Origin of the sequence: Sphingomonas telluris (genome assembly GCF_022568775.1) — a bacterium.
Lineage (GTDB): Bacteria > Pseudomonadota > Alphaproteobacteria > Sphingomonadales > Sphingomonadaceae > Sphingomicrobium > Sphingomicrobium telluris.
In genome coordinates this window covers 736,056-760,168 of sequence record NZ_JAKZHW010000002.1, presented here as the reverse complement: position 1 = coordinate 760,168, position 24,113 = coordinate 736,056, and the positions used below count along the sequence as shown (strand labels likewise).

At 61.7% G+C, this 24,113-nt stretch carries 25 protein-coding genes; 14 read left to right on the top strand and 11 right to left on the bottom strand.

Features of this window, described 5'->3' with window-relative positions:
- Window positions 1–629 precede the first annotated feature (629 nt).
- The 4 genes from LZ016_RS14810 to LZ016_RS14795 all read left to right on the top strand — a co-directional run bounded on the left by LZ016_RS14810 (window position 630) and on the right by LZ016_RS14795 (window position 4,909).
- Window positions 630–2,195, top strand: a complete 1,566-nt coding sequence (locus LZ016_RS14810; protein WP_241448238.1) for a winged helix-turn-helix transcriptional regulator — start codon at window positions 630–632, stop codon at window positions 2,193–2,195.
- Between the two features lie 81 nt (window positions 2,196–2,276).
- Window positions 2,277–2,966 (top strand): PEP-CTERM sorting domain-containing protein, encoded by a 690-nt coding sequence (locus tag LZ016_RS14805; RefSeq protein ID WP_241448237.1) that lies wholly within the window; start codon window positions 2,277–2,279, stop codon window positions 2,964–2,966.
- Window positions 2,967–3,373: 407 nt separating this feature from the next.
- Window positions 3,374–4,252: a fatty acid desaturase gene (locus LZ016_RS14800; RefSeq protein WP_241448393.1), complete on the top strand. Its 879-nt coding sequence runs from the start codon at window positions 3,374–3,376 to the stop codon at window positions 4,250–4,252.
- Between the two features lie 498 nt (window positions 4,253–4,750).
- Window positions 4,751–4,909: a hypothetical protein gene (locus LZ016_RS14795; RefSeq protein ID WP_241448235.1), complete on the top strand. Its 159-nt coding sequence runs from the start codon at window positions 4,751–4,753 to the stop codon at window positions 4,907–4,909.
- A gap of 180 nt (window positions 4,910–5,089) precedes the next feature.
- Here LZ016_RS14795 and LZ016_RS14790 read toward each other — a convergent pair whose 3' ends face one another.
- The 4 genes from LZ016_RS14790 to LZ016_RS14775 all read right to left on the bottom strand — a co-directional run bounded on the left by LZ016_RS14790 (window position 5,090) and on the right by LZ016_RS14775 (window position 7,711).
- Window positions 5,090–5,272, bottom strand: coding sequence for a Flp family type IVb pilin (locus LZ016_RS14790; protein WP_241448233.1), 183 nt, complete (start codon window positions 5,270–5,272; stop codon window positions 5,090–5,092).
- A 154-nt stretch (window positions 5,273–5,426) separates the two neighbouring features.
- Entirely contained in the window at window positions 5,427–6,146 is a 720-nt protein-coding gene (locus LZ016_RS14785; RefSeq protein WP_241448231.1) for a hypothetical protein, read from the bottom strand.
- 207 nt (window positions 6,147–6,353) lie between these two features.
- Window positions 6,354–6,662, bottom strand: a complete 309-nt coding sequence (locus LZ016_RS14780; RefSeq protein WP_241448229.1) for a hypothetical protein — start codon at window positions 6,660–6,662, stop codon at window positions 6,354–6,356.
- Between the two features lie 806 nt (window positions 6,663–7,468).
- The gene (locus LZ016_RS14775; RefSeq protein ID WP_241448227.1) at window positions 7,469–7,711 is read right to left on the bottom strand and encodes a hypothetical protein; all 243 of its coding nucleotides are present in this window, start codon (window positions 7,709–7,711) and stop codon (window positions 7,469–7,471) included.
- Between the two features lie 268 nt (window positions 7,712–7,979).
- On the opposite strand from LZ016_RS14775, the gene LZ016_RS14770 reads away from it, so the two are divergent.
- Window positions 7,980–8,285 (top strand): hypothetical protein, encoded by a 306-nt coding sequence (locus tag LZ016_RS14770; protein WP_241448225.1) that lies wholly within the window; start codon window positions 7,980–7,982, stop codon window positions 8,283–8,285.
- 62 nt (window positions 8,286–8,347) lie between these two features.
- Here the strand turns inward: LZ016_RS14770 and LZ016_RS14765 are convergent, their stop codons facing one another.
- Window positions 8,348–9,136, bottom strand: a complete 789-nt coding sequence (locus LZ016_RS14765; protein WP_241448223.1) for a hypothetical protein — start codon at window positions 9,134–9,136, stop codon at window positions 8,348–8,350.
- 417 nt (window positions 9,137–9,553) lie between these two features.
- Here LZ016_RS14765 and LZ016_RS14760 point away from each other — a divergent pair, with 417 nt between their 5' ends.
- Together LZ016_RS14760 and LZ016_RS14755 are read left to right on the top strand one after the other, a co-directional pair.
- Window positions 9,554–9,787, top strand: coding sequence for a hypothetical protein (locus LZ016_RS14760; protein WP_241448221.1), 234 nt, complete (start codon window positions 9,554–9,556; stop codon window positions 9,785–9,787).
- A gap of 27 nt (window positions 9,788–9,814) precedes the next feature.
- Entirely contained in the window at window positions 9,815–10,000 is a 186-nt protein-coding gene (locus LZ016_RS14755; protein WP_241448219.1) for a hypothetical protein, read from the top strand.
- Window positions 10,001–10,603: 603 nt separating this feature from the next.
- On the opposite strand, the gene LZ016_RS14750 is transcribed toward LZ016_RS14755, so the two are convergent.
- Both LZ016_RS14750 and LZ016_RS15770 read right to left on the bottom strand, forming a co-directional pair.
- The gene (locus LZ016_RS14750; protein ID WP_241448218.1) at window positions 10,604–11,008 is read right to left on the bottom strand and encodes a UrcA family protein; all 405 of its coding nucleotides are present in this window, start codon (window positions 11,006–11,008) and stop codon (window positions 10,604–10,606) included.
- Between the two features lie 112 nt (window positions 11,009–11,120).
- A complete protein-coding gene (locus LZ016_RS15770) occupies window positions 11,121–11,774 on the bottom strand; it encodes a LytTR family DNA-binding domain-containing protein (RefSeq protein WP_241448216.1) in 654 nt (217 codons plus the stop codon).
- Between the two features lie 399 nt (window positions 11,775–12,173).
- Here LZ016_RS15770 and LZ016_RS14740 point away from each other — a divergent pair, with 399 nt between their 5' ends.
- Genes LZ016_RS14740 through LZ016_RS14730 form a run of 3 tightly spaced genes read left to right on the top strand, consistent with a single transcriptional unit; the run spans window position 12,174 to window position 15,664 of the window.
- Complete coding sequence (locus tag LZ016_RS14740; RefSeq protein ID WP_241448214.1) at window positions 12,174–12,422, top strand: acyl carrier protein; 249 nt, start codon at window positions 12,174–12,176, stop codon at window positions 12,420–12,422.
- Window positions 12,419–13,618 (top strand): serine palmitoyltransferase, encoded by a 1,200-nt coding sequence (gene spt, locus LZ016_RS14735; protein ID WP_241448212.1) that lies wholly within the window; start codon window positions 12,419–12,421, stop codon window positions 13,616–13,618. The genes LZ016_RS14740 and spt overlap by 4 nt, the downstream gene beginning before the upstream one ends.
- A 48-nt stretch (window positions 13,619–13,666) precedes the next feature.
- Window positions 13,667–15,664, top strand: coding sequence for an ATP-binding protein (locus LZ016_RS14730; protein ID WP_241448211.1), 1,998 nt, complete (start codon window positions 13,667–13,669; stop codon window positions 15,662–15,664).
- On the opposite strand, the gene LZ016_RS14725 is transcribed toward LZ016_RS14730, so the two are convergent.
- Together LZ016_RS14725 and LZ016_RS14720 are read right to left on the bottom strand one after the other, a co-directional pair.
- Complete coding sequence (locus tag LZ016_RS14725; RefSeq protein WP_241448210.1) at window positions 15,621–16,484, bottom strand: hypothetical protein; 864 nt, start codon at window positions 16,482–16,484, stop codon at window positions 15,621–15,623. The genes LZ016_RS14730 and LZ016_RS14725 overlap by 44 nt on opposite strands.
- Before the next feature lie 2 nt (window positions 16,485–16,486).
- Complete coding sequence (locus tag LZ016_RS14720; protein ID WP_241448208.1) at window positions 16,487–17,458, bottom strand: diacylglycerol/lipid kinase family protein; 972 nt, start codon at window positions 17,456–17,458, stop codon at window positions 16,487–16,489.
- 204 nt (window positions 17,459–17,662) lie between these two features.
- On the opposite strand from LZ016_RS14720, the gene lptF reads away from it, so the two are divergent.
- Genes lptF through LZ016_RS14705 form a run of 3 tightly spaced genes read left to right on the top strand, consistent with a single transcriptional unit; the run spans window position 17,663 to window position 20,216 of the window.
- Window positions 17,663–18,865 (top strand): LPS export ABC transporter permease LptF, encoded by a 1,203-nt coding sequence (gene lptF, locus LZ016_RS14715; protein WP_241448207.1) that lies wholly within the window; start codon window positions 17,663–17,665, stop codon window positions 18,863–18,865.
- Window positions 18,862–19,962 carry an LPS export ABC transporter permease LptG gene (gene lptG, locus LZ016_RS14710; protein WP_241448206.1) on the top strand — a complete coding sequence of 367 codons (1,101 nt, stop codon included), beginning with the start codon at window positions 18,862–18,864 and terminating at the stop codon, window positions 19,960–19,962. The genes lptF and lptG overlap by 4 nt, the downstream gene beginning before the upstream one ends.
- Before the next feature lie 59 nt (window positions 19,963–20,021).
- On the top strand, window positions 20,022–20,216 hold the full coding sequence (locus LZ016_RS14705; RefSeq protein ID WP_241448205.1) for a hypothetical protein: 195 nt from the start codon (window positions 20,022–20,024) through the stop codon (window positions 20,214–20,216).
- A gap of 7 nt (window positions 20,217–20,223) precedes the next feature.
- On the opposite strand, the gene LZ016_RS14700 is transcribed toward LZ016_RS14705, so the two are convergent.
- Window positions 20,224–21,315, bottom strand: a complete 1,092-nt coding sequence (locus tag LZ016_RS14700; RefSeq protein WP_241448204.1) for a fatty acid desaturase family protein — start codon at window positions 21,313–21,315, stop codon at window positions 20,224–20,226.
- A 100-nt stretch (window positions 21,316–21,415) separates the two neighbouring features.
- Between LZ016_RS14700 and LZ016_RS14695 the strand changes: the two genes are divergently transcribed.
- The gene (locus LZ016_RS14695) at window positions 21,416–22,561 is read left to right on the top strand and encodes an N-acetyltransferase (protein ID WP_241448203.1); all 1,146 of its coding nucleotides are present in this window, start codon (window positions 21,416–21,418) and stop codon (window positions 22,559–22,561) included.
- A 44-nt stretch (window positions 22,562–22,605) separates the two neighbouring features.
- On the opposite strand, the gene LZ016_RS14690 is transcribed toward LZ016_RS14695, so the two are convergent.
- On the bottom strand, window positions 22,606–23,787 hold the full coding sequence (locus LZ016_RS14690; protein WP_241448202.1) for a calcium-binding protein: 1,182 nt from the start codon (window positions 23,785–23,787) through the stop codon (window positions 22,606–22,608).
- Window positions 23,788–24,113 lie beyond the last annotated feature (326 nt).

The window sequence follows — 24,113 nt, the reverse complement described above, 5'->3', positions numbered from 1 at the left end:
GAGCTCCTAAGCTCCCGGAACAAGGCCGGTTCTTCTAGTCAAACCGCCGCTGCCTGACGCGCCAGCCGGACCTGTGCAGGGGGAAGAGGGCAACTTGCCTGGTCCTATCTCCGTATGGCGGATGCACGGTCCACTTTCCCTGCTCGAGCAGAAAGAACAGGGAAAAACCTTCATTTGGCTGCGCAAAACAGTCAGTTGGGCAACGTGTTTGGGGCAGCCATCCCCCAAGCAATGGCGATTTTCTGCCGCTTTTCAAAGGTTCCGCGAGCGTTCCCTGTTATTGGTCGGAACAGGTGTCTCAATCGACAAAACAGGGATTTTACCCTGCTCGAACAGGTCGTCGGATCGCCATAACAGATGATGATGCAAGGCGCGTTATACCGGCTGGTGCGGGCTCTTGGTCGCCCGCGTCATTCTGGTGAGTAGGTAATGGCAGCTTTCGACCCAAAGTTGCCATGAGGAGATGCGGTTAGGCCCAATGACCTAGTCGCCGCACGACCGCGCGAAGTGACGCGGGGTTATCGATGGCCCGATGTCTTAATATGTGAGTTCCGGCTGTTCTAGAACCCCATGGAACCAGCACGAGTGGCCTCTTTCCCAACCTTGCCCACATGGATTAACCTCACAGCATGGGGGAAGAGAAGCACGACGGTCTCGCCATCCCAGGTCACATTGTGCTCGCCCACGAGCCGCCGTTTACTGTGGGCGCGCTGCGGGTCGACCCACCGACCCGTCAGATCCAGCATGAAGGCAAAGAGGAAACACTGGAGCCTCGCGTGATGCAGGTCCTTGTCGCGCTGGCTCGCGCGAACGGCCGCATCGTTACCCGTGACGAACTGATTGCTTGGTGCTGGGGTGGACGCATCGTGGGCGAGGACGCGATCAATCGCGCGATATTCCGGCTACGCCAAGTCGCTGCGGATGTCGGCGCGGGCACGTTCACCATCGAGACCATCACGAAGGTCGGCTACCGGATCGTCGAGGGGACTGGCGCGACAAAGTCCCCTGCGTCGCTGCCGCGCGGGGCAAACCCGCGCATGGATCGCCGTAGGTGGCTGATTGCGGCTGCGTCAGCTGCGGGAGGCGCTCTCGGGATTGGTATGCTTTGGCAGAAACCGTGGGCGCACCGGCCAGACCCTGAGGCCGTGGAGCTCGTGCGTCGTGGGGATCTCGCGCAACGCGCCGCGAGGCCCGACCAGACGCGGCAGGCGGTCGCCTATTTCGAACGCGCTGTGCGCGTCGACCCGAAATACGCTGCAGCATGGGGCATGCTGTCCTTGTCCTACACTCATAGCCTGGACGGCTTCAGCGAAGCTCAACTGGACGGACTTCCGGCCCGCATCCGATCGTCGGCGCTTCGAGCGCTGGAACTCGATCCCGACAATCCGGACGCTCAGCTCGCGCTCGCCTGCATCACACCCTATTTCCGTAATTGGTCTCGCATGGAAACGGAGCTTCGGCGCATCCGCGATGCCCATCCCGAACACTGGCTGGCCAACGGCAGGCTCGCCATCCTTTATTATCAAGTCGGCCGGCTCCTCGAAGGTGCGGCGCTTCATCAGGGCGTCATCGCGAGAGACCCGCTCATTCCAGGGCCTTATGCCTTCGCCGCGGCAGCCCTTTCAAACGCCGGCCGCATCCAGGAAGCGGACGCACTGCTCAAGGAGGCGAGTGATCGCTGGCCTGCCAATCCATTCATTTGGAGCGCGAAGTACAACCACCTGCTGTTCAGCGGCCGCCCCGCCTCGGCAGTCGCGCTGCTGCTGGATCCGGAGGCCCGCCCCTCGGGGGTCACCGACACCGATGTGGCGCCCTATCTGGCGCTCGCGCGTGCCGTCGACCGCGGCCAACCTGCCGACATCGATGCGGCGATCCGTTTCCAGCTGCAGATGGCTCAGCAAGACGTACGAGCCATTGGCGACGCCGCTCCAGTCTTCGCAATGTTAGGTCGCCTCGACCTGAGCTTCGAAAGCATGCAGCGCTACTTCCTCAACCGTGGCGCGTTTGGCACTCCGGCGCCGATCGGACCGTACACCCGCCGCTACACAGATTTCCTCTTCTGGCCGCCGATGCGCGGCGCCTGGAGCGACCCTCGCTTCGACGACCTGACGCGCGCGATTGGCCTGGATGCCTATTGGAGCGGCATCGGCATGCAGTCGCCCATCGCGGCCCTGAAATCAGGCGTTCGCCGGTAAATCATCAGCCGCGGCCCATATCGGCCGCGCACGTTCGCGCACCATGCTGAGCGCATCCAAATCCTGAACATGGAGGATGTAATGCGGCTCTTGTACAAGTTTGTATCTGCGTTGGCACTCCTGACGTCGGCCACGGCCGCCTCCGCCGCCATCGCCGATGTAGAAGGCGATTATCTTGGCACCTACACGGGCCCGCTAAACGGCGACGTCGACATTCTGAGCGGTGACGTGGCCTTCGATGGGTCCTCCTATCTTCTAAGTACCGTTGAGAATGGTACCGTCGGCACGACGCCCGGAAGCCTGTTCGTATGGGGCATCAATCGCGGCTCAGGGACACCACGGCTGTCGTTCGGCAGCCCCAGTGTCGGTGCGGGCATCCTGTTCGACGCGGTCGTGGTGATGTTCCCCGACGGCACGCTTCGGGTGGTCACCTTCCCGCTGATGGGCGCTCCGACGATTAATCAATTTGCGGGTAGCACTAGCGTCGCCGGCGACGCATTGTCGGCGACGGTCCCCCTCGCGCTGCTCGGATCCATGGGCTTCGATCCAGCGAATTACACATTCAGCCTGTGGTCGCGAGCGCGCGTGAACCCAGCGGCAGATGGCACAAACGCGGAAATCGCCGACTTCCTGACGTCTTCGGGCTCGCTGACCGCGCGCAGCGTCCCCGAGCCCGCGACGTGGATGACGCTGCTGCTAGGCTTCGCGTTTGCTGGTTTGCTTCTTCGCGCGGGGCGCAACAATCCTGACGAGGAGGTGAGTGCCGCGTGAAATTGCCTTCGGACCCGGCATTGAGCGTGTCGGGTCCAGTCCTCGCATCACTTCGGGCTGCATCTTACTTTTGTGGAGTGCTGTGGCAGCTTTCGACCCATTCCTGCCATTACCGGTCTCCCGGCAGAGGAACACTGCTGCAAGGACCCAAAGACTAAAGGTCGCCTTTACGGTCGCGATACGCCATGGCGTCTTAGCGAGGGGAAAAGTTCATCCGCTTGCGTCCATAGGCCGCGAAAGGGTGGATTGCGTTGGTGGTGCACGAACCTGGGGAGGGTGACCCTGCAACAGCAGAGACGCTCTGGCCACTCCTAGCGCGACGTTTCAGCGTCTATCGCGCGGACGCAAAGCGAAGTCTGCTCCAGCTAGCGGCGACTGGGACGCTCTTTTTGGGGCTGCTCCTCCTTATGGGCGCCACTCCGGCGAATCGCTACTGGCTTTCCCTGTTACTAGCAGTGCCGGCGGCGGGATTGCTCGTGAGGCTTTTCATCATTCAGCACGATTGCGGACATGGTTCCTTCTTTCGCTCGCGATCCGCTAACGACCACTTGGGGCGACTGCTTTCCGTGCTAACTCTGACGCCCTACGGTAGTTGGGCTCAGGGTCATGCGGCGCACCATGCGTCGACTGGGAATTTGGATCGACGTGGCCGCGGTGACGTGGAGACCTGGACAGTCGAGGAGTATTGGGCAGCCAGCTCGTTGAAGCGGGTATTGTATCGGCTCTACCGCAATCCGCTCGTGATGGTCGGCTTTGGAGCCCCGATCAACTTCATTATCCTGCAGAGATTGCCCTCGCACGATAATAAGGATTCACGCCGCAGCATTCTTGGCCTCAATCTTGCGCTGGTCGTCACCTTCGGCATTGCATGCTTTTCGTTCGGCGCCGTTCACGTGCTGAAGATCTATCTGCCGGTGATCATTATCGCTGCGTGGGTCGGCAACTGGCTGTTCTATGTCCAGCACCAATTCCACGCCGCAGACTGGGAACGTGATCACGACTGGAACTTCCATGCCGCTTCGTTGAACGGCAGCTCACATTTCAAGCTCCCGCCGATTCTCGGCTGGTTTTCGGGGAACATCGGCATTCACCATGTGCACCACCTTTGCAGCCGGGTTCCGAATTATCATCTTCAGGCCTGCGTGGACGCGGCCCCTGAGCTGATTCCCATCGTCAACGTTGTCACTCTGCGGGAGAGCCTGGGATGCTGGCGCCTGGCGCTGTGGGATGAGCGGCGCCGGTCGTTGGTGAGTTTTCGAGACGCGCTGCCTGAAGTTAGCCAATAGAAGCGAGACGCAGACTATTGCTTCGTCACGACTTCCTCGGCGACCTTATCGTATTGCCGCGCCACGTCGAGGAGGTTGGCATTGCGTCGTCCATCTTCAACCTCGTGCGCCATCCGGCGAGAGCGTTCTGCGTCTTGGCGATAATGTTGCGGGTTCTCGTGATGCCACTCCGGTGCGGTCGGTGAGATTTTGCTCTAAGGACCACCTGACGGAGATCCATGGCAGCATCGCACGGAACTTGAACTCAGCGGTCCAGAGCGCCCGCCGCCTGAAGGGCCACACGATCCACGAAGACACGCTTGGCCATTGGAGGGACCTTCTCACCCATGCCCGCCAGGAGATAGCGAAAGGATCGACTGAGTCGCTCCAAATGCTTGATCGCGGACCTCGAAAGGGAACTTGCAGACCGTCCAGCCTGATCCGCCGTGACCGGCGGGCATAGAGCCGACGGGCCCGACATCGAGACCCACAAGGAAACGCGGCAGCAGGAGCTGAGAAGTGGCTGATCTGTATCTCAAGGCACTGGAGTCGGAGCGCAAACGACTGTGGGCCGAGTGCCGCCTTAAGGGCTTGGCGGCGGGCACGCCGCAACGGTTGCGGATCGAGGAGCTCGACAATCTGTTGGCCCAGCACAAAGACAAGTTGCTGAAGAGGTAATCGGGTTTCAGCCGTCCCGTGCCTACGCTCCCTATCATGGGTCGCTCGCTGGCTAGGAGCGGCAATCAACGAGCTAATGGCAGGAATGGGTGGACCAAAGTCAGATACGGGTCGCGTGTCCGAGCGACCACGCGACCCCTTTTGCCGGAGCTCCCCGATGGCGGGGGAGCTACGGAACCATTAATTACAAGTGCTGCCGTTGGTGCGGATGCAGGTGCTCGATTCGTTGAGAGCCGACGAGATCGTGCCACCCAGGAAGATAGCCGCCAGTGCAATCGCAGAACCGACGATCGCAAGAATGAGCGCGTATTCGGCGGCCGAAGCGCCGGACTCGTCCCGCAGCATGTTGATGAACTTAGCCATTGTTTAGATCCCCTTTGTTTGGTGCGCCGGGGACTGCGTTTTAGTTAGCGCCTGATCAACCACGTGATCGGCCCTCGTGCCAAAACCGGACGTTGCAGCGAGCGGAGACGAGCGACCCGCGCCCCGGCCCAAAGCCGACTAAAGAGCTCGGAGGTCAGTCGCGTCCAGTCATCAAAGGGTCCGCGCGGGGCGCCGCAAACTGAAGCGGTGGGACCTGCGCACCCGGTGAGTCGGCCGTAACCAAGGTATAAAGCGCCTGCCCAACGCTGCTGTAGGTGATGGCCTCGATGAGCAAGAAGCCGCCTGTCATCGCCATGATTCCCCAACGCCACGCCGGGTGAACGCGGCCACTGCGTTTCCAGTCGGAAGCCAAACCGGCCATTGGGAAGACAAGGCTGGCAACGAAGGTGGCTTCCCAAGCCCAGGGCTGAAGCAATGGCATTGGCAGCAGCCGGCCGAAACCTGGCCCCATCAACATTGCCATCCCGCAGAGGTGAAGGCGGCGGTGCCAGTCCGTTCTGTGCCTTAACCAGATAGCCCAACCGGTGAGCGCAGCGAAGGTCAGAAGCGAAAGCGGATCGAAGACGAGGAAATGCAGTGGCTGGAAAAAGAATGGAACCTGACCCCGCCGGGCCATCGCGATTGTCACGGCAAAGCCCAGTACAATCATCGGCACGATCCAGCCGGCGGCGACCCAGCCAAGCCGACGGTGCACGGCTATGCGCCCAGTCGCAACAAGTATGTTTTGCGTGAGATAGATCGCGACCCAACCCATAAACATGATCGCGTGAGCATGAACGAGGGGAGGCGAGTAAAAGGTGGAACGTCCCATCGCGAATTGGGTCGAGAAGCCTGCGATGATGACCAGAGTCATCGCGATGGCCGCGCCCAAGAAAAAGCGTTCGTCCCCACGTCGCGCCGTAGCAGTCGCGGCGAACGGCACGTCAATGGAAGTAGCCATTGCACCCCCCAGGTGGCTTTGCCGCACCTTAGCCGATCACGCTGAGGGCGTCGACTTCATGTCTGCTTTCGGTCGAAAGCGGACACTCCGCAGGGGTGCATCCGGAGACGCCGAGAGTCCTCACGGCTTTTCACCCAACGAGCGACGAGCCGCCTTCGCTTCGGTGCAATGTTCACCTGTATTCCGGCACTGTTCCTCAAGCGCCTCGACCACCTTCCGCCACCGGTCTTGGACATAAGGATCGTCATGGATCTTGGGCGAATAGACTTTGCGGAAGTTCGTCTTCACGGACGCACCATCCCGCTGGGCTCCCGCACCGTCGTTCTGAGGGCTTGCGTCGCGCCCGCCGAAAATCATCCCGGCGGGGAACGCCACTGCGGCACCGACAAAAGCAGCACAGCCCAAGGCGCCCCAATTCTTCCGCCTCACCGTAGCGCGTCCTCTCGCAACACAGACACAGAAGCGTGCCTCACGTCGATCAACGTTCGCAACGGGTCGGGAGCGGACGTCCAGCTAATGGCAGCAAAGGGTCTAAAGCTGCCACTAGCTACCGGCAGGAATGGGTGCAAAGCACGTGGGCACCGCTTAAAGCGGGAACGTGACCTCGATGCGAGTGCCTTCGGCGCTATTGATACTGAGCGTGCCGTCGATGCCTTTGACTAGAGTTTGGATCAGCTTCAGCCCCATGCCATAGGCGACCTCTATTTTGACTACCGGACTCGTCTTGAAACTTGGCGTCCAAGTTAGCGAGCCGTTGCTTCACGCGTTCGATGCTTTCCTGTGGTTTCTCTGTTCAATTCGCGGGTGTCGCCCTCATCTCAATGCGAGATGCGACCCGCCTCCAAATCGCGAAGCTGCCCAATCAGCGCTTCACGTTTCTTACGCCACTCATCAGCGTCCATGCCTATCTCCATCTGTGCTTGGGCCCCGGGCAGTCCAGAGCTAACGTTCAGGGACGATGCGGACTTCATCGATTGGGCTCGGGCTAGCTCGCATCATCTCCATCGCTTCCGAGATCAACAGGGACAATTGGTCAGGGTCAAAGCCGGGCTCGCCAGAGCGCATTTCGAGCGCGGTTTCGACACAGAGTATCGTCCGGCGTCCTCCGTCCTTGAACGCCCACTCATGCCAGGATCTCAGGGTCCGACGATCGTTGTCGGCATGCGCGTGCTGCTGGTTCAATGAACCCTCCAATGGCCTAGTCTCGCAGTGCAAGAGCTTTCTGCGCTGCCTGACTAAGCGTCTTTATCCCTCTCAAGAGCTGAATCTAGCTCCTTGGGCGTCGCGAAGATGCTACGTGTGGATCCACCCTGTCGCACGTACAGGACGACAGCGGTTCGCCGGTGCCCGGTGTACTCGCCGGCTCCGATCTCCTCCTCATCCGTCTCCACGTCGTAGGTTCCTGGCGGCAACTCACCGACATCGGCGTTCAGGACGAACGGCTTGTTGAATGTAACGGCAGATTTACGGGTTCTCATGCCCAGACCTCATTGGCGACTGCGACGAATAGGTCAGCCCACCCAGGCGCAGCTATTCCTTCGGACCGAGGCCGCCGCCCTTCAAGGATGGAGCCGATGCGTTGGACTTCTTCGGTGAGTTCGCTTTAGGTTTGCGAACCTCCTTGTTCGAGGTCTCCGACCCTTTGCCATGTTTCCAAGCCTCTTTTGCTGGTTGTCGTGCGTTAGCGAACGACGGGGGCGATCTATCCATGTCCCTGGGCGGCAATTCAATGCGGAGGCTGGCAGCATGTCGAAACGCAAACTGTCGAAGCGGAAGGCCTTCTCGATCTTCCGCACGGCCCAGGAAGAAGCCGAAGGCAAGATCGGCAAGGTTGGCCAGGCAGAAAGAGAAGACGGGCACATGAGCTGCATCGCCGGCAGGATCGTCTCTACGCCTGGCGGGACGCAACCGTTCAAGGCAATCATGAGCCGGGAGGACGGCAGCACGTTTGAATGCGCCTTTCGCAGCATGGAAGAGGCTGAAGCCTTCGTCAGGCGCAATACTCCTCGTCCTCAAAGCAGATCGACCACCTATGATCACGACGTCGGCTAGCCTAACCGGCGCTGCCCCTGCTGCTTACCGAGAGAAAATTCCGAGCTTTTGAAAAGCGCCGTTCACGGAGACATTGCAGGCATGATCGCATCAGGACGGATGGTTGGTTCAACCCCGCAAAGAAATTTGGGTTCGTCAAACTCGACGACCACCTCGGCGACGCTTTCCTGCATTTCACCGTTCTCAGCTACGGGCCGACCCGCTGTGTTGAACGCGAGGATGATGCCGATGCCTTTAGTCGCGCGTTCGTCGGCTTGAAGGTGGTTCCGAATATGAACGAGCCGGCGTTTGAGATACAAGGCCCCGACGACCAAGGATACGTTTGGATCTGCTCGCCTCCTGGCCGGCAGATGTGGTGCCACAATATCGGGCGGGTAGACGAAGCCGCCGCTGTGATGTCTCAATGGCTCGGCTCGATGGGTGAGCCTCACGACGCTTCGCCGGAAACATCGCAACCGGACCTTTCCGAGATAAAGAAGCAGCTGGCGAAGCGGGCGCGCAAGGCCGCTCGGCCCCAGGATCACCGCGAGGAGGGTGGACAGGGCTAGAGCCTCTTTACTCCCCGTTCTCAGGACATCTACATTCTTTCCTAATGCGTTGCCGTTAGAGCTTCTTGGCTGCGGGCGGTCAAAGCGCCACAGCCAGCGAACGTGCCCCCAACGGAGATTTGAATTGACGCTGATCCAGAAGAGGTGGGAGCGCGATTGCCCGAGCTGCGGCCGAAGGGGATCTATGGTCCTCGAAGAACCGGAATGTGCCGGCAATGGAAACCATTCGCGCTGGATTGCGGCCAGCGGCTGCTGGGGTGTCGAGCACGGAACGTTGGGCCATAAATGCAGGTCCCGGAGCATCTAGGCTTCTACACTCGTCCGGTGTCAGACGGTATATTCCAGGCCTGGGCTTTTCGGTGGCCGCTTGAATGGGCTTCTGCTAGGTACAATGGATCGTCGGCACTTCCTTCAGCCATTCGGCGACTGAGAGACACGTAACGCTCCCGCTGATCCCAGGGAGCATTGTGTGCCAAAACCATCTCCAAGCACGAAACACGAGCAAGAGTCCGCAAATACGTGCGTGGGGGCGGCCGGAACTGCCCATGATGGCCATCTGCCTCCCCCGCTCAATGGCGAGACCTCTACGTCAGCGGATGTCACGGCGCTCCTGAAGCAACTTCGCATCACGGTCGTCCAAAAGGCGGTCTACGAGTGGGGAGGGTACCGTTATAGCAACCCCACGGACGCAATCTCTGCGGCGAGACGCGGAGTGCCGCAATGAGCCGGGCCGTTTTCCTCGATATGACCGAGAAGGCCGTGATCGCTCACTGCGCCGCAACGAAGACCGGCATTTCATCCATTCAGACGTTACCGACCGGCGGGACCCGGCTCGTATGCATGAGCGTCGATGGAGCGGCTCAGGTTCGCCGCGAACTGGCCGCGAAGCTGATGAAGGATGATGCTGCCCGGCAGCAGCGCGGCCCTGGTTGGGGTTTCATCGCGAGGCCGTGAAGGGCTGCCGGGGCCGAGGAGTACGAAATGGATAAGCGAAAACCGCAAGGCCAATATCGAACGGAGCCCAAGGGAGACCGGGAAACAATGGTCTATGTCTGGGGCAGCGGTACTCCGACTTACGTCACTGAAGCGGCGTACCGGGCCAAACGCTATTCGCCCTCATTTGACCAGCTCCCGACCGAGGATGAGTACGACGCCGCGCGATCCTAGGACGGAAATGGCAGGCAGGGTGCAGGCCCGCCTTGCGCGGGAGAAGTTTGTGGCATTCGAAAGGGTTCGTACCATGCGCCGGAACAACGCCGGTAAGTGCAGTGCTATGACATCGGCTCAACGCAAGAACTGAGCCAAATCCTCGTGTACGGCTCGCAAGATGGACCCCGAAAGGTTCTGAGCCCTGGAAAGATAGGTCATGCGGACAACCCACAGCCTCGCGAATGCATTTCGGATGAACCCGCGGAGTAGGCAGGCCGCTACGCTGGTCCGCGACGATGGTTCAGAAGATGCTGTTACAATCACCGAGTGGACTGACCGCGGCTTTCGTCTCGTGGTCACCCTGAGGCCGAATCTCGGCGAGAAGGTATTGATCCGAATAGATGGCATTCGCGACCTGTCGGCGAGGATCCGTTGGGCTCATGGCGCGGAAGCCGGCGGCTCGTTCTAGTCCGCTAACGTATCGCCCGGTGTCAGTACCCACCCATTCTCGCCACTCGAGGGTTAGTGGCAGCTTTCGACCCATTCCTGCCGCTACGGGGAGTAGAGGCAGCCTCCGTGGCCCCCCGGCTCGCGAGGGGCCACCTTGATTGAGGGACGAGCCTATTTCTGGAAATCGATCGCGATGGCGGCTGCTGCGATAGGTGACACGCCTGTGGAGGCGATGTCTCGGGCGCGCTGAGCTGCTCGCGCTATCTGAGGCCGGGCCTGGCCCCATGCGCTATTGTTGCACTTTCTCTTCTCCAGCCTGGTGGTGAAACTGCCGTCTTCACCGCCGGTGGCCTCTGAACAAAGTCCGCCAATGGCACCGCCGACGCGTCGATTCAGCGTGCGTTCCCCAGACGAAGACGCGAGATTGAGATCCGCGAAACTGATGTGGCGCGTCAGTATGGCCGGATTCGCGACGACGACGACTGGCTTGCCGTGCGCAGGGGAAGCAACGAGCATAAAGACGCCGCTAGCAAGCGCGACTGCCGCGCTGAATGAAATGATTTTGCCGTAATTCATGGAGCCCACCTTTCGCGGTCCTCGCATCGAGGACGCGGATTGAGGTGATCTCTAAAGTCGCTTCTCGCATTTAATTTTCGCTAACTCGCGTCAGTACCTCGACGATCAGGCCCTACGTCGACAGAGTGGGTCCATCGCTCGTGGAACCGTTCCGTAACATGTGAAGGATCGCTGGCACGTTACTCTTGGCGATGCGCTCCTCGGTCCCGTCGCTCAACACGGCAGTCCAATTACGGCCCCCGTGAATCAGCTCATCGATAAACCCGCGACGTACGATCAATGACCTGTGCAGTTGGATAAAGTCGTCGCAACCGAGCCGGTCGCTGACCGCGGCCATCGTTGAATGGATCATCCAGCTCTTGCTGGCCGAATGGACGCGCATGTAATCGCCTTCAGCCGACACCTTATCCAGAGCCTTGCAATCAATTCGTTTCATCCCGCCGTTATGAGGCACCCAAACGGCGCGATCGGGTTTATCTCGGCGAATGAATCGCTTGCAGACGAAGTTCGCCTCGTACCGCGAAACGAGCCTTGCCATCGGTTCTGCGCAAAGGCTCAGTTGTGCGTTGTAGGTCGCCATGTCTGCGACCTCCGCCTCAAACATGAAGTCGAAAGTCCCGCTTAGCTCGACCGAATGGAGCACTGATTGACATGCAATGATCGCAGCCTTAGCGGCTGCGATCTCCTGCGGAGCCGCCCTGCGGTCGAATGTCAGGCACATTATGACGCGAAGACTCGCAAGGCGGCGATCGACGGCATGGTCCACAAAATGCTCCTGTCTACAAAACGGGAGCACAAACGGTCTCTCAGCCGCCAGGCCGAAAATTCCAGCCAGCGATGGCTGCCCTTAGCACGCCAAACGTTTGTGTTCGAGGGCTCTAATGTCCGCTTACCACCCATTCCGGACATTAGGAAAATCGCTGTCCTACAGCCGCAAACTTGCACTTCAGGCTATTCGATGAGGTTTCCAGCCGACCCGACCCAGCTGCCTTCGAAGTTGACGAAGGTCACAAGTAGACCTGGTCGGCGGCGCGCATGCTGGAGAGCCGCCGTGGTTCCGGGCCTCGCGAGACAGTCAACATGGTGACCTTCGGCCGGCACCAAAGCGCCGCATTCCGGCCCGATTACGTTGCGAAACGTCGGCCCTCGCAATAGGGCCTCCCGCATGACCGACCGTGACGAAACCGCTGCCAAGATCCGCGAGCTGATCGACCCCTTCAACAAGAAGGGCGCCGACATCAACGGCAACACGCGCTTCGCCCAGGATCTCGAATGGGACAGCCTGACGGTGATGGACTTCGTCGCCTCGGTCGAGGACGAGTTCGACATTCTCATCAGCATGAACCGCGTTGCGGAGATCGAGACGGTCGACCAGCTCGTCGATGCCGTGCGCCAGCTGCAGGGCGACCGGTGAGCGACCTCTTTTCCAAGTTCGATCCGCTGATCCAGCAGCGCGAAGAGCTCCTGTCCACGGGCCTCACCGACCCGTTCAACCTGGTGATGGAGAAGGTGGAAAGCCCGACCGTCGCGATCTGCAACGGTCGCCGCACGATCCTTCTCGGCACCTACAACTACATGGGCATGACCTTCGACCCGGACGTCATCGCCGCTGGCAAGAAGGCTCTCGACGAGTTCGGATCCGGCACGACCGGAAGCCGGGTGCTCAACGGCACCTATGTCGGCCACCGTGCGGTCGAGGATGCGCTCAAGGACTTCTACGCCCTGGATCATGCCATGGTGTTTTCGACCGGATACCAGGCGAATCTCGGCGTCATTTCGACGATCGCCGGCAAGGATGACTACATCATTCTCGACATCGACAGCCATGCGTCGATCTACGACGGTTGCGCGATGGGCAACGCGCAGATCGTCCCCTTCCGCCACAACGACATCGAAGCCCTCGAAAAGAGGCTGAAGCGCGTTCCCGAAGGCGCAGGCAAGCTGGTCGTCCTCGAAGGCGTCTACTCGATGCTCGGCGACATTGCGCCGCTCAAGGAAATGGTCGCCGTCTCGAAGGCCAATGGTGCGATGGTCCTGGTCGACGAAGCGCACTCCATGGGCTTCATCGGCGAGAACGGCCGCGGCGTCGCCGAGGCGCAGGGCGTGATCGACGACGTCGACTTCATCATCGGCACCTTCTCCAAGTCGGTCGGCACCGTCGGCGGCTTCTGCGTCTCGAATCATCCGAAATTCGAGATCCTGCGCCTGGTCTGTCGTCCCTACGTCTTTACCGCGTCGCTTCCGCCATCGGTGGTCGCAACCGCGGCAACGTCGATCCGCAAGCTCATGGATGGCGCCGGCAAGCGCGCGCACCTCTGGGAAAACAGCAAGCGCCTGCATGCTGGCCTTCGCCAGCTCGGCTTCAAGCTCGGCACCGACGAGCCGCAGTCGGCGATCATCGCCGTCCTCATGCCGGACCTCGAGACCGGCGCGGCGATGTGGGAAGCGCTGTTGAAAGAGGGCCTTTACGTCAATCTGGCCCGCCCGCCCGCCACGCCGGCCGGAATGACGCTGCTGCGCTGCTCGCTTTGCGCCGAGCACAGTAGCGATCAGGTCGAAGAGATACTCGGAATGTTTGCTGCGGCGGGCCGAGCAACCGGCTGCATCTAAATATTAACGCGCCTTCCGTCGGCGCGAAGACGCCGCTAGACTGGCATCATGACGCCCAGTGGGGACGATCTCCAGTTCGACTGGCGACGTGGTGGGGCAGCGGCAGGGGCGCTCGTAGCCACCCTCATCCTGCTCGCCATGGTCGTTCTGGTCGCCATGTCCAACGGCGCACGCGACGCCGCGCTGGAAGGCGAGCGTCACGCGTACGACGTAACCGTGCTCACGCGCGCCGTCGACGCGAGCACCGCCCGAGCGGAAGCGGCGCTCGGCCGCTTCGTCCTCGACGAAGACGAACGCGGAAGCGGCAACATCTATTACAGCCAGTGGCGGCTCGCCGGTCAGCAGATCCGCCAACTCGAACAACTCGTCCGCAACGACCCCCAGCAGCTCGAGCGGGTGCGCGAGCTGCAGACCCTGTATAATCAGCGAAGCGAGGAGTTTGCTCTTGCCGCGCGAGCAACGGTTGCGAAACAGGGCCAGGGCGGCACCGGCTATTTCTATCAGTCAGCGAAAGCGGAAACCGACCGCGCCAAGCATGGCCGGGGCCTCGCCGCCAAGCTGACCGAAATCGGGCGCGCTGAACGCGAGCTGCTCCGCCAGCGCATGCACGCGACGCAGTTTTTCTCGGCGCGCGCCGACAGGCTGACGGACTATCTCAGCTGGCTAGGGATCGTCGTCGGCATTGGAGCGATTTTCCTCGGCCTAATCTCCGTGCAGGCAATCCGGCAGTTCGCTTTCGCCAAGAAGCAGGCTGAGTCCGAAGCCGAGCGGGCCGAGGGGCTCGAAGAGGCGGTGGCCGATCGCACCCGGGAGCTGCTGGAGGCGAACCTTGCGCTCAAGGCGGAGGCAGAAGAGCGCCAGGCCGCCGAAGCCCAGCTTCGCCAAGTCCAGAAGATGGAGGCTGTCGGGCAACTCACCGGCGGCATAGCGCACGACTTCAACAACATGCTGGCCGTCGTCGTCGGCGGCATCGACCTGGCCCGGCGGCGGCTCAATGGCCCGCGCCGCGAGGTCCTCAATCACCTCAACAATGCGATGGAGGGTGCGACGCGCGCCGCTGCGCTCACCCGCCGCTTGCTGTCGTTCGCCCGGTCGGAGCCGCTGCTCCCGGAGCGCGTCGACAGCTCCGAGCTTGTCGCCGGAATGTCGGACCTGCTCGACCGCACCCTCGGCGAACGCATCCATATCGAGGTCGGGCTCGCACCTGACGCCTGGCCGACCTACGTCGACCCGCATCAGCTCGAGAATGCGATCGTCAATCTCGCCGTCAACGCGCGCGACGCCATGGAAGGCGAAGGCGCGATGCGCATCACGACGAGCAACGTCACACTCGCCGCGAACGAAGTCGGCGACGTCCGCCCCGGCGAGTATGTGCGGATCAGCGTGACAGACACTGGCTGCGGGATGACCCCAGAGGTCATGGAGCGCGCATTTGAGCCGTTTTTCACCACCAAGCCCGTCGGCAAGGGCACGGGCCTCGGCCTCAGCCAGATCTTCGGCTTCGCGCATCAATCCGGTGGCGAGGTCGGCATCGAGAGCCAGATGGGCAAAGGCACGACGGTTTCCATCTATCTCCCGCGCACCGACGCAGAGGACCGCGTCCGACTTCATCCAGCCATGCAGCGGATGGACAACGAGGCAGTCGTTCCCGGCGCTCGCATCCTCGTGGTCGAGGACGATCCGCGCGTGCGAAGCTCGACGATCGAGGCGCTTCAGGATCTGGACTACGACCCCGTCGCATGCGGCAGCGGCGCAGAGGCAATCGCCCTCTTCGAAAGCGCCACGTTCGACCTCGTCATTTCGGACGTCATCATGCCGGAAATGACAGGTCCCGAGCTGATCAAGCACCTGAAGCAGGACCACGAGGACTTCGCCGTGCTCTTCGTCACCGGCTACGTTGGCGAGGGAGAGACTGGCGATCTCGTCGGCTACGAACTGCTCCGCAAGCCGTTCACGGTCGGAGCACTCGCGAACGCCGTGGCGGTTGCTTTGTCGCGGCGGCCTACCGAACCGCGCCGGAGCGGAGGAGCCGCGGCAGCAGGCTGATCGCCGCGAGCAACGGCCATCGCCGCTGCCAGGGCTTGATCTGGATATCCGTGTCGGCGTGGCGATTGATCTTCCAAGCGATGTAATCGACGCCGCCCGCGAATGTCGCGCTGGCCTTGGCGAGGCGGGCGACCGAGAGCGCCTTCCCCTCGAGCCGCCGCGTCGCCCAGCGTGCCTGCCGTGGGAGCTTCGTCGGGATCGCGGCCATCGCGGGGCCGCTGAAGCGCTCGTAGCGCTCAGGCTCGATGTCTACGACGGAGCTCGCCCTACCCTTCCGCTCGGCACGCAACTCCGCCGAGTATGTGAGGCCGAACGCACGCCGCCACCAGTCGAGCGGCTCCTCCCCGTCTACCGATCCGGCCGCCGCAAGCAGCGTGGGTGCCGCGCGGCTCACGGCATCGATCGCACGATCTCTCGCCTGATCATCCGCCGCCCACACCAGCCGCGAGGGCTGCGCGAAGCGGGCCCAAACAGAGACGCTGCTGGTCTCCGGCCCATTCAGCCGGTGGAAGTCGGCTTCGCTCAGCACCGCATATTTGGCGGCCAGCCCGTCATGCTCGAAATAAAAGACGTTCGGCGGAATCAGGCGGTTTGCGGTGGCCAGCCAGCTCGTGCCGTAGGCTGCGCGATAGTCCGACACGATCAGGTAGAAATCGAGCATCAGCCCTTCGAGCTGCTTTTGGCGCAGGCACGATCCGTAGAAGAGCACGGCGCGGGAGGCGGGCGAATGCTTCGCTGCAATAGCCGCGGCCATGCCCGACACGCGCGGATCGGCGGGCACGGAAAGTTCCGCGGCAACGAGCTCGCGGAGGCTTTGCATGGTCAGGCCGCGAGGCGGACGAACGAGAGCGGCTGAGCGGGCTTCAGAGTGATCGGATGACCGATCCTGGTGCGGAACATCTCACCGTCGAGTATCAGGTTGGTGTTCTCGCCCTCAATGCTGATTTCGTCGGTCTCGGCGAAATGCACGCCGCGCATGCCCGACCGGCCGAGCTTCCCGCCCAAAGTGGCAGCGAAGGCCTGCACCAAAGAGCCGGGCCGCTCTTCGACCGCGAGGACCTTCAGCCGACCGGTGCCGCTGCTCTTCACCTCGCTGGACAGCAGCATCTTCTCGAGGGTCGTGACCGCGAGGACCGCAAACCGTCCGGAGATTGTGCCGTCGCGGCGGACGGAAAGCTCCATCAGTGTCGGCTTGGGCGGGAGGAAGCGCGACTGCAGGCGCAGCAGCATCCGCGCCATCAACGCGATGAGCGTCAGAGCATGGCTGATCCCGTTCGGCAGGCCAAGCGGATAGATCTTGTTGCGGCAGTACAGCATCGTGTCCGCAAGCCCCGCGCCGCCGAGGAACATGCCGATCACCGGATGCGGCGAAGCATCGTAGCGAAGGGCGATCAGCTCGCGCTCGACGATGTGCGGGCTGAGGTCCGACTGCGCCAGGTTCACCAGACGCTCCAACGCCCGGATCGGATCGCCATGCGCGCCAAGGTCCAGAGCGATGAGGTTTGTCTTGCCGTTGGGCAGGACCGCGACCGGCGGCGGCGCCTCTTCGAAATGACCGCCGTTGTGGATCTCAGTCAGCGCGGCCTGAACCGTGCCGTCGCCGCCGTTGATGATCAGCATCTTCGGCCGCACCCGAGCAATCGTCCGCAGGGCCTCGCCGATCTGGTCCGCCCGCTCGACCTCGTAATGGAAGAGGTCGGGGTGATCGGCGCAATAGTCGCGGATTCGCGAAAGCTGCGCGATATTGCCCGTGGACTTCGGGTTGGACAGCAATGCGATACGAGGACGCGACATCTTACCTGCGACCAAGCTCGCCGGCAGGCGCGCCGGCGACAATGGAGTTTCGTGCGGCAGAGAAGCCCAATTTCGGCATGCTTTTCATTTCGCGTCCGCTATAGGCTCCCCAGGGGCCCAACACCGTTCAGCAAGGTGCAACGGCCCAGTGGGTTATGTCGGCTGGGTTTGCGGCCAAATCATGGTGTTGGGACGACAAAATCCGTGCGCCGTTTGAGTTTGATCGACCGATACCTCGCAAAGGCGATCGCGGTGCCGCTCATCGGCACGCTTTTGCTGGCTGCGATGCTGCTCGTCCTCGACAAGATGCTCCGACTGTTCGACTTCGTGGTAAACGCGGGCGGCCCGGTCAGCGTGGTTTGGCGGATGCTCGCCAACCTGCTGCCGGAATATTTCTCGCTCGGCATTCCGATCGGCCTGATGCTGGGCATCCTCCTCGCCTTCCGCAGGCTCGCGCTGACGTCGGAGCTCGACGCGTTGCGCGGCATCGGCATGAGCTACGGGCGGATGTTGCGCGTCCCCTATGCCTATGCCGTGGGGCTCCTGTTGCTGAACCTGTTCATCGTCGGCTGGCTGCAGCCCTGGACCCACTACGGCTACGAGCGGCTTCGCTTCGACCTTCGCTCGGGCGCCCTGGGGGCCTCGATCAAGGTCGGGGAGTTCAACACTCTCGGCAAGCGCATGACCTTGCGCATCGACAAAAGCGAACATCGCGGAACGCAGCTGCACGGGATTTTCGTGCAGGCTGACGACAAGAACGGGATGTCCGTGGCTGCGACCGCTGAGCACGGTCGGTTCCTGTCGACTGACGATCCCGACGTCATCCTGTTCCGCCTGGAAAGGGGCCAGCTCATTCAGGATTCGCCGAAATTCACGACGCCTCGGACCCTGTCGTTCGACCTCTACGATTTCCCCATCAATCTTCCGAGAGTGGATCCTTTCCGCCAGCGCGGGCATGAGGAACTGGAGGAGCTGACTCTGCCGGAGCTTGTCCGTGTCGGCTACCTGAGCCCGACCGCCTCCAGGGAAGACCGGCTCGGCGCCCAGGCGAACCTCCACTTCCGGATTGTCGAAGTGCTGATGATGCTGATGCTGCCCTTGCTGGCCGTCTCATTGGCCGTGCCTCCCAAGCGAAGTTCCTCGGCGCTCGGGATCTTCGTGGGGATCGTGATCGTCGTCGCCTATCACAAGGTGAACCAGTGGGCGGAAGGCGCCGCCGCACGGGGCAAGATTGAGCCGGTGATCGCGATGTGGACGCCCCTCATCGTGCTGTGCGTCCTCATTTACTGGATGTACCACGTGCTCGCGCACAAGCCGGGCGGCCAGCCGATCGGCGCGCTTGAAAAGGGCTTCAGCCGGGTCGGCAAGATGGTTCGGCGGCTGCTTCCGAAGGCGCAGACTGCATGATCAACCTGCACTTCTTCCCGTCGAAGCAGCTCGCCTTTTACACGGTGAGGCTGTTTGTCACCCGAAGCCTCGCAGTGCTTGTCGCGCTCGTTCTTGTGCTGATGACGCTCGATCTGCTCGGCGAGTCCAGCAAGATTCTTGCGGTGCCCGGCAACGGCGAGGCGCAGCTTTGGCATTATGTCGCGCTCCGGCTCCCGCTGTTGATTTCGAGGTTCCTGCCCTTTGCAGTGCTGCTGGGAACTTTGATCGCTTTCACAGGGCTGAACCAGCATAGCGAGGTCGTCGCCATGAAGGCCGCGGGCATCTCGGCGCACCAGATGCTGGCGCCATTGATCCTCGCGAGCCTCGTCATCGGCGGTGGCCTCTTCTTCTTCAATGAGCGCGTGGTGGTGAACGCGAACCGACAGGTCACGGCGTGGAGCGACAACGACTACAAGCCCGTGCCGCCTGAAAGCGGCATTCTGTCCAACGTATGGCTGCTTCAGGGCGACGACCTGATCCAGGCGAAGATGGTCGGCGGACACGGATCCAGCTTTCACGTCGACGGGCTGACCATCTACGATCGCGGCACCAATGGCGTCCTGGAACGCATCGTCCGCGCCGACCGCGCCACGCCGGAGAACGGCGAATGGAAGCTGACGGGTGTCAAAGTCTATGACTCGACCATGAGCATGATCCGAAAGGTGCCGGACATGCAGGCCCTCGCGGGTCTCCAGCCGGAGCAACTGACCCTCGCGAAGGTCGATCCCGACCAGCTCGATTTCTGGACGTTGAAGGAGCGCATCTCTCAGCTTGAGCTTGCGGGACGTCCGGCGGACGAAGCCAAGGCCGGCTTGTGGCACAAGATCACCGGACCCCTGTCGACGTTGCTGATGCCGCTCTTGGCAGCCATTGCGGCGTTCGGCCTAGCCCGGTCGGGACAGGTGCTCCTGCGTGCATGCATCGGCATGGCGCTCGGCTTCGCCTATTTCGTCGCCGACAATTTCAGCATCGCGATGGGCAACGTGGGTGCCTATCCGCCCTTCCTCGCGGCCTGGGCTCCGTTCCTGCTCTTCCTGCTGGTCGGAGAGACGGTCCTGTTCCGCTCGGAAGAGTAGAATCCGTTCCGGAGCAAAGTGCAGGCAGCGATTAAGCCTGATCTGACGAATGATCGGCGGTGTTATTGCTCGCCGCCCTTGCCGCTTCGGCCATGCCCACCGCCACACCGCAGGCGCGCGCAACCGTGCGCATTTTGCGGCCAGTACGCGTGTCCAAGGACGATTGGCTGAAGCTTCCAGCGAAGCAGCGACGGGAGGTCGTCGCCATCAGAGACGGACAGCCGGTGAAGCTGCGTCTGATGGAGTTCGAATAGCCTCTAACTAGGCGTGATTGCGCCAGCTGCTCGAAGCGAGGCGGCCAACCAGCGGCGACAGGCCACGGTGGGTGGAATCATGGTAGACCGACTGCTCATCGAGCGCTGCGCAAAGGCGGCGATGCGCCTCGCCCAACGCGTGATACGGTAGGCCCGGCAGCAGGTGGTGCAGCGCGTGATAACGCAGCCCGACCGGAGCCCAGAAGATTGGCAGGGTCGAAGGCGGCGGAACGTTGACGCTGTCCAGGAACTGCGCGGTCACCGTCATCGGCTCGCCGTCATTCTCCCACAGGTGCGCAACGAGCGTGCGAATCTGATTGAGGAACATCACGCCCGAAGAAATGCCAAGGAAGATCACGAAGGGACGCAGCGGGATCACGCCAGTCGCGACCATCGCCAAGAGCGCGATCGCCCAGATGCTTGCCGCGATTTCCATCGCCAGCCACTGCCGCCGGAACTCGCCTTCCGGCTGCGGACGGCGGAACTTAGGATTGATCTGAAGGCCCGAATATTTCGCCACCACGGCATCGCGCAGCTTTGGCGAAAGCAGCGTAAGCGGCGCAAGAACGCCGAAGCGGATCAGCATGCCGATCGGCGCGAGGAGCGCGGCGATCATGAACACCGGCAGGGTCCAGGGCTTCATCAGCGCCAAGGGCAGATATTCGGGATCGTTGAGCGTGCCGTAATAGCGCTTGGCATGATGTTGATTGTGGACGCCTTCGTACATGAAGGACGGTACCAGCAGCGGAATGCCGACGATCAGGTTCCAGACGAAGCGGAAGCCGGGAACGGCGTTCGGCTTCAGGTGCGTCAGCTCGTGGATGAAGCTGCCCGCACGATAGAGCGCGAGGATCGCTACGAAACCGGCAACAATCGCCAACGAGGTCGAATGAACGAACATCGCCGCGAACATCGCCGCATAGCCAACCACCGCCGAAGCCGCGAGGTCGGCCCAGTAGATCGCCGGACGAGCGACGTTGAGGTCGCGGGTCAGGTCCGCCGCGGCCTTGAGCATCGTCTTGTCGTCGGCGCGCGCGAATACGTGCTGCTTGTCCGCAGCCTCGACCGCATTGCGTTCCAGGATTGCCGTGTTTGCCATGATTTTTCCGGTAGTTCCCGATTGCCAAGAGATAGTGGCGCTATCGTGGCGTTCAAAGGGCATGCTGGCGCAAGGAGCGGCGAGCGGCTAGCCAACGGCCATGAACCCCCAGCCTCTGACCATCCGTCCGCTCGAGCTTGTGAAGAGAGGCCGCAAGGCGTTCGTCGACTTCGCGTGGGAGGTCTACAAGGACGATCCCGCCTGGGTCCCGCCGCTCAAGGACGAGGTCCACGGCCTTCTCAACCCTAAGAAGAATCCGTGGTTCGAACATGCGCGGGCGCAATTCTGGCTGGCGTACCGCGGCGAGAAGTTCGTCGGGCGCATCAGCGCACAAGTCGACGACCTCGTGCTCAAACATATGGGCGGAGGCACCGGCCAATGGGGCATGTTCGAAGCCCTCGATGCCGAGGCTGCGTCCGAGCTGATCGCTACCGCCGAGGCGTGGCTTCGGCAGCAAGGCATGACCAGGGCGCTCGGGCCGTTCAGCCTGTCCATCTGGGATGAGCCGGGACTGGAGATCGAGGGTTTCGACGAAGCCCCGACGGCCATGATGGGGCATCACAAGCCGGAATATCAGGGCTGGGTCGAAGCCGCGGGCTACGAGAAGGCGAAGGACCTCGTCACCTACTCGCTAGACATTTCGGACTGGGAGGACCCGCTGATCAACCGGTTGATCGCCGCGGGCGAGCGAAATCCGCGCATCCGCATTCGCCTGGTCGACAAGTCGAAGTTCGACGAGGAAGCGCGCCTGATCCTGAACCTGCTCAACGACGCTTGGTCCAGCAATTGGGGCTACGTCCCCCTCACCGAGGCCGAGATCGCCTACGCCGGCAAGAAGCTGAAGCCGATCATCTTCAGCGAGCTGGTGCGGGTCGCCGAGCTGGACGGCGAACCGGTGGCTTTCATGCTCACCATCCCGGACATCAACGAGCTGACGAAGGACCTCAACGGCGAGCTGTTCCCCTTCAACTTCATCAAGCTGCTTTGGCGCTTGCGCAAGCCGCGCACGCGGCGCCTGCGCGTCCCGCTGATGGGCGTCGCCAAAAAGCTCCATGGATCGCGGCTCGCCAGCCAACTCGCCTTCATGATGATCGAATTCACCCGCCGCGACGCCGTAACGAAATTCGGCGCCACGCAGGGCGAGTTCGGCTGGATCCTGGAAGACAACAAGGGAATGCTGTCGATCGCCCAGCTTCCGGGCGCCTTCATCAATCACCGCTACCGGATCTACGAGAAGGCGCTTTGAAAGCTTCCCCAGTCGCCAGCTTCAACCTGCGAGCACGGCGGAAACTAGCCGAATATGAGGCTTGGCGGCGCTTGGGCTTCCCAGCCGAAGTACAGGATGAACTCGGCCTGAGGATCGCTATCCACGTTGGCCTGCAGCCCTATGACTTGGACACCGAAGAGCCCGCCTTTGAGGTACGAAAGTTCGCCAGCTTCGGGCGTGCTGTCGTTCGCATCGAACACCAGCTTCTGGACACCGGCCAGCGCGAGATTCGCGTCGAATCCCGTGAAGTCGACCGTCCAGGGGTCGCCTCTTTGCTGGGTGACACCCGTGTCCCGGCCAAAATCGGGGCTGGATTGCTGCCATGACGAATAGGCAATGACGTCGCCGATTGTCAGCTCGATAAAGTCTGCGCCCAAATCGCCATAAGTGCGATCGGCTCCATCGTTCGAGCTCACGACCCGGATCCAATCGTCGCCCTTCCCGCCGTAGAGAAGGTCGTTGCCCGGCCCGCCAATTAAGGTGTCGTTGCCTCCGAGGCCGTGGAGCGTGTCGGAGCCGGCTTGGCCCTTCAGCACATTAGGACCGGCATTGCCGTTAATGACGTTCGCGAGCTCGTTTCCCGTAAGATTGATGGCGGCAGTGGAGAGAGAATCGTTGGCAAGGAGTCGCTCGATGCTGACGCCGGTGGGTAGTGTGTAGCTGCTCTTCGTGCGTACGGTGTCAGTACCTTCGCCAGCACTCTCCACCAAGCTGGGGACGGCGGCTGGGTTGACGAAGTAGGTGTCATTGCCAGGCCCACCCGCCAATGTCGGCTTGTAACCCCCGTAATTGCCGAAGCCTCTGAAAATGTCGTCTCCAGCCCCGCCCTTTATCGAGCCTCCGATCGTGAAGTTGTTGGCGTAGAAGCTGTCGTTTCCTGGCCCGCCGTCGATAGTGACGAAGAAGGATGACTTGAGGAAATTGACGCGGTCGGCCCCGTCGCCCCCGTAGAACGTGAGCGGGGAATTGAGATTCGCATCGACCGTATCGTCACCTGCTTCGCCGTAGACGATCGCCTGATAGCAGGGGTTGATGAGGGCATAGTCGTTTCCAGCGCCCAAATAGATCCTGAGCGATCCCCAGCCGACATTGCTGAACCGGTCGTCTCCACCGAGCATGTAGACGTTGAGGAAGAGCACATCTTCGGACGACCGCCAGGTCGTGGTGAAGACATCGGGGCCATCGGTGAGCGTGGTCGTCGTCAATGCTCGCCTCCTCGCTGCTGCGGCATGACGAGCATAGGCATAACGGCCGTCAGTACAGCGCTAGGGAAACGTGAAACGCGCGTGAATTCGCGCGGCCTTGGGGAGAGACGGACAAAAGCGGTGTCGTCGTAACGTCTGTTGCTAACCTTCCACTCCGCCGCAAGTTCGTTTTCCGGCTGAGATTCCATATAGCAAAGTGGAGCCATCGGATTTTCCGGTTCGCTCGCACGACCAACGCGCCCCGCGCCTACATTAGGTGGGCGCGACATATGCTGCGCTTCTATCGTGCCTTTGCGTGGTCATATGGCACGCTTGGAACAGCGCTC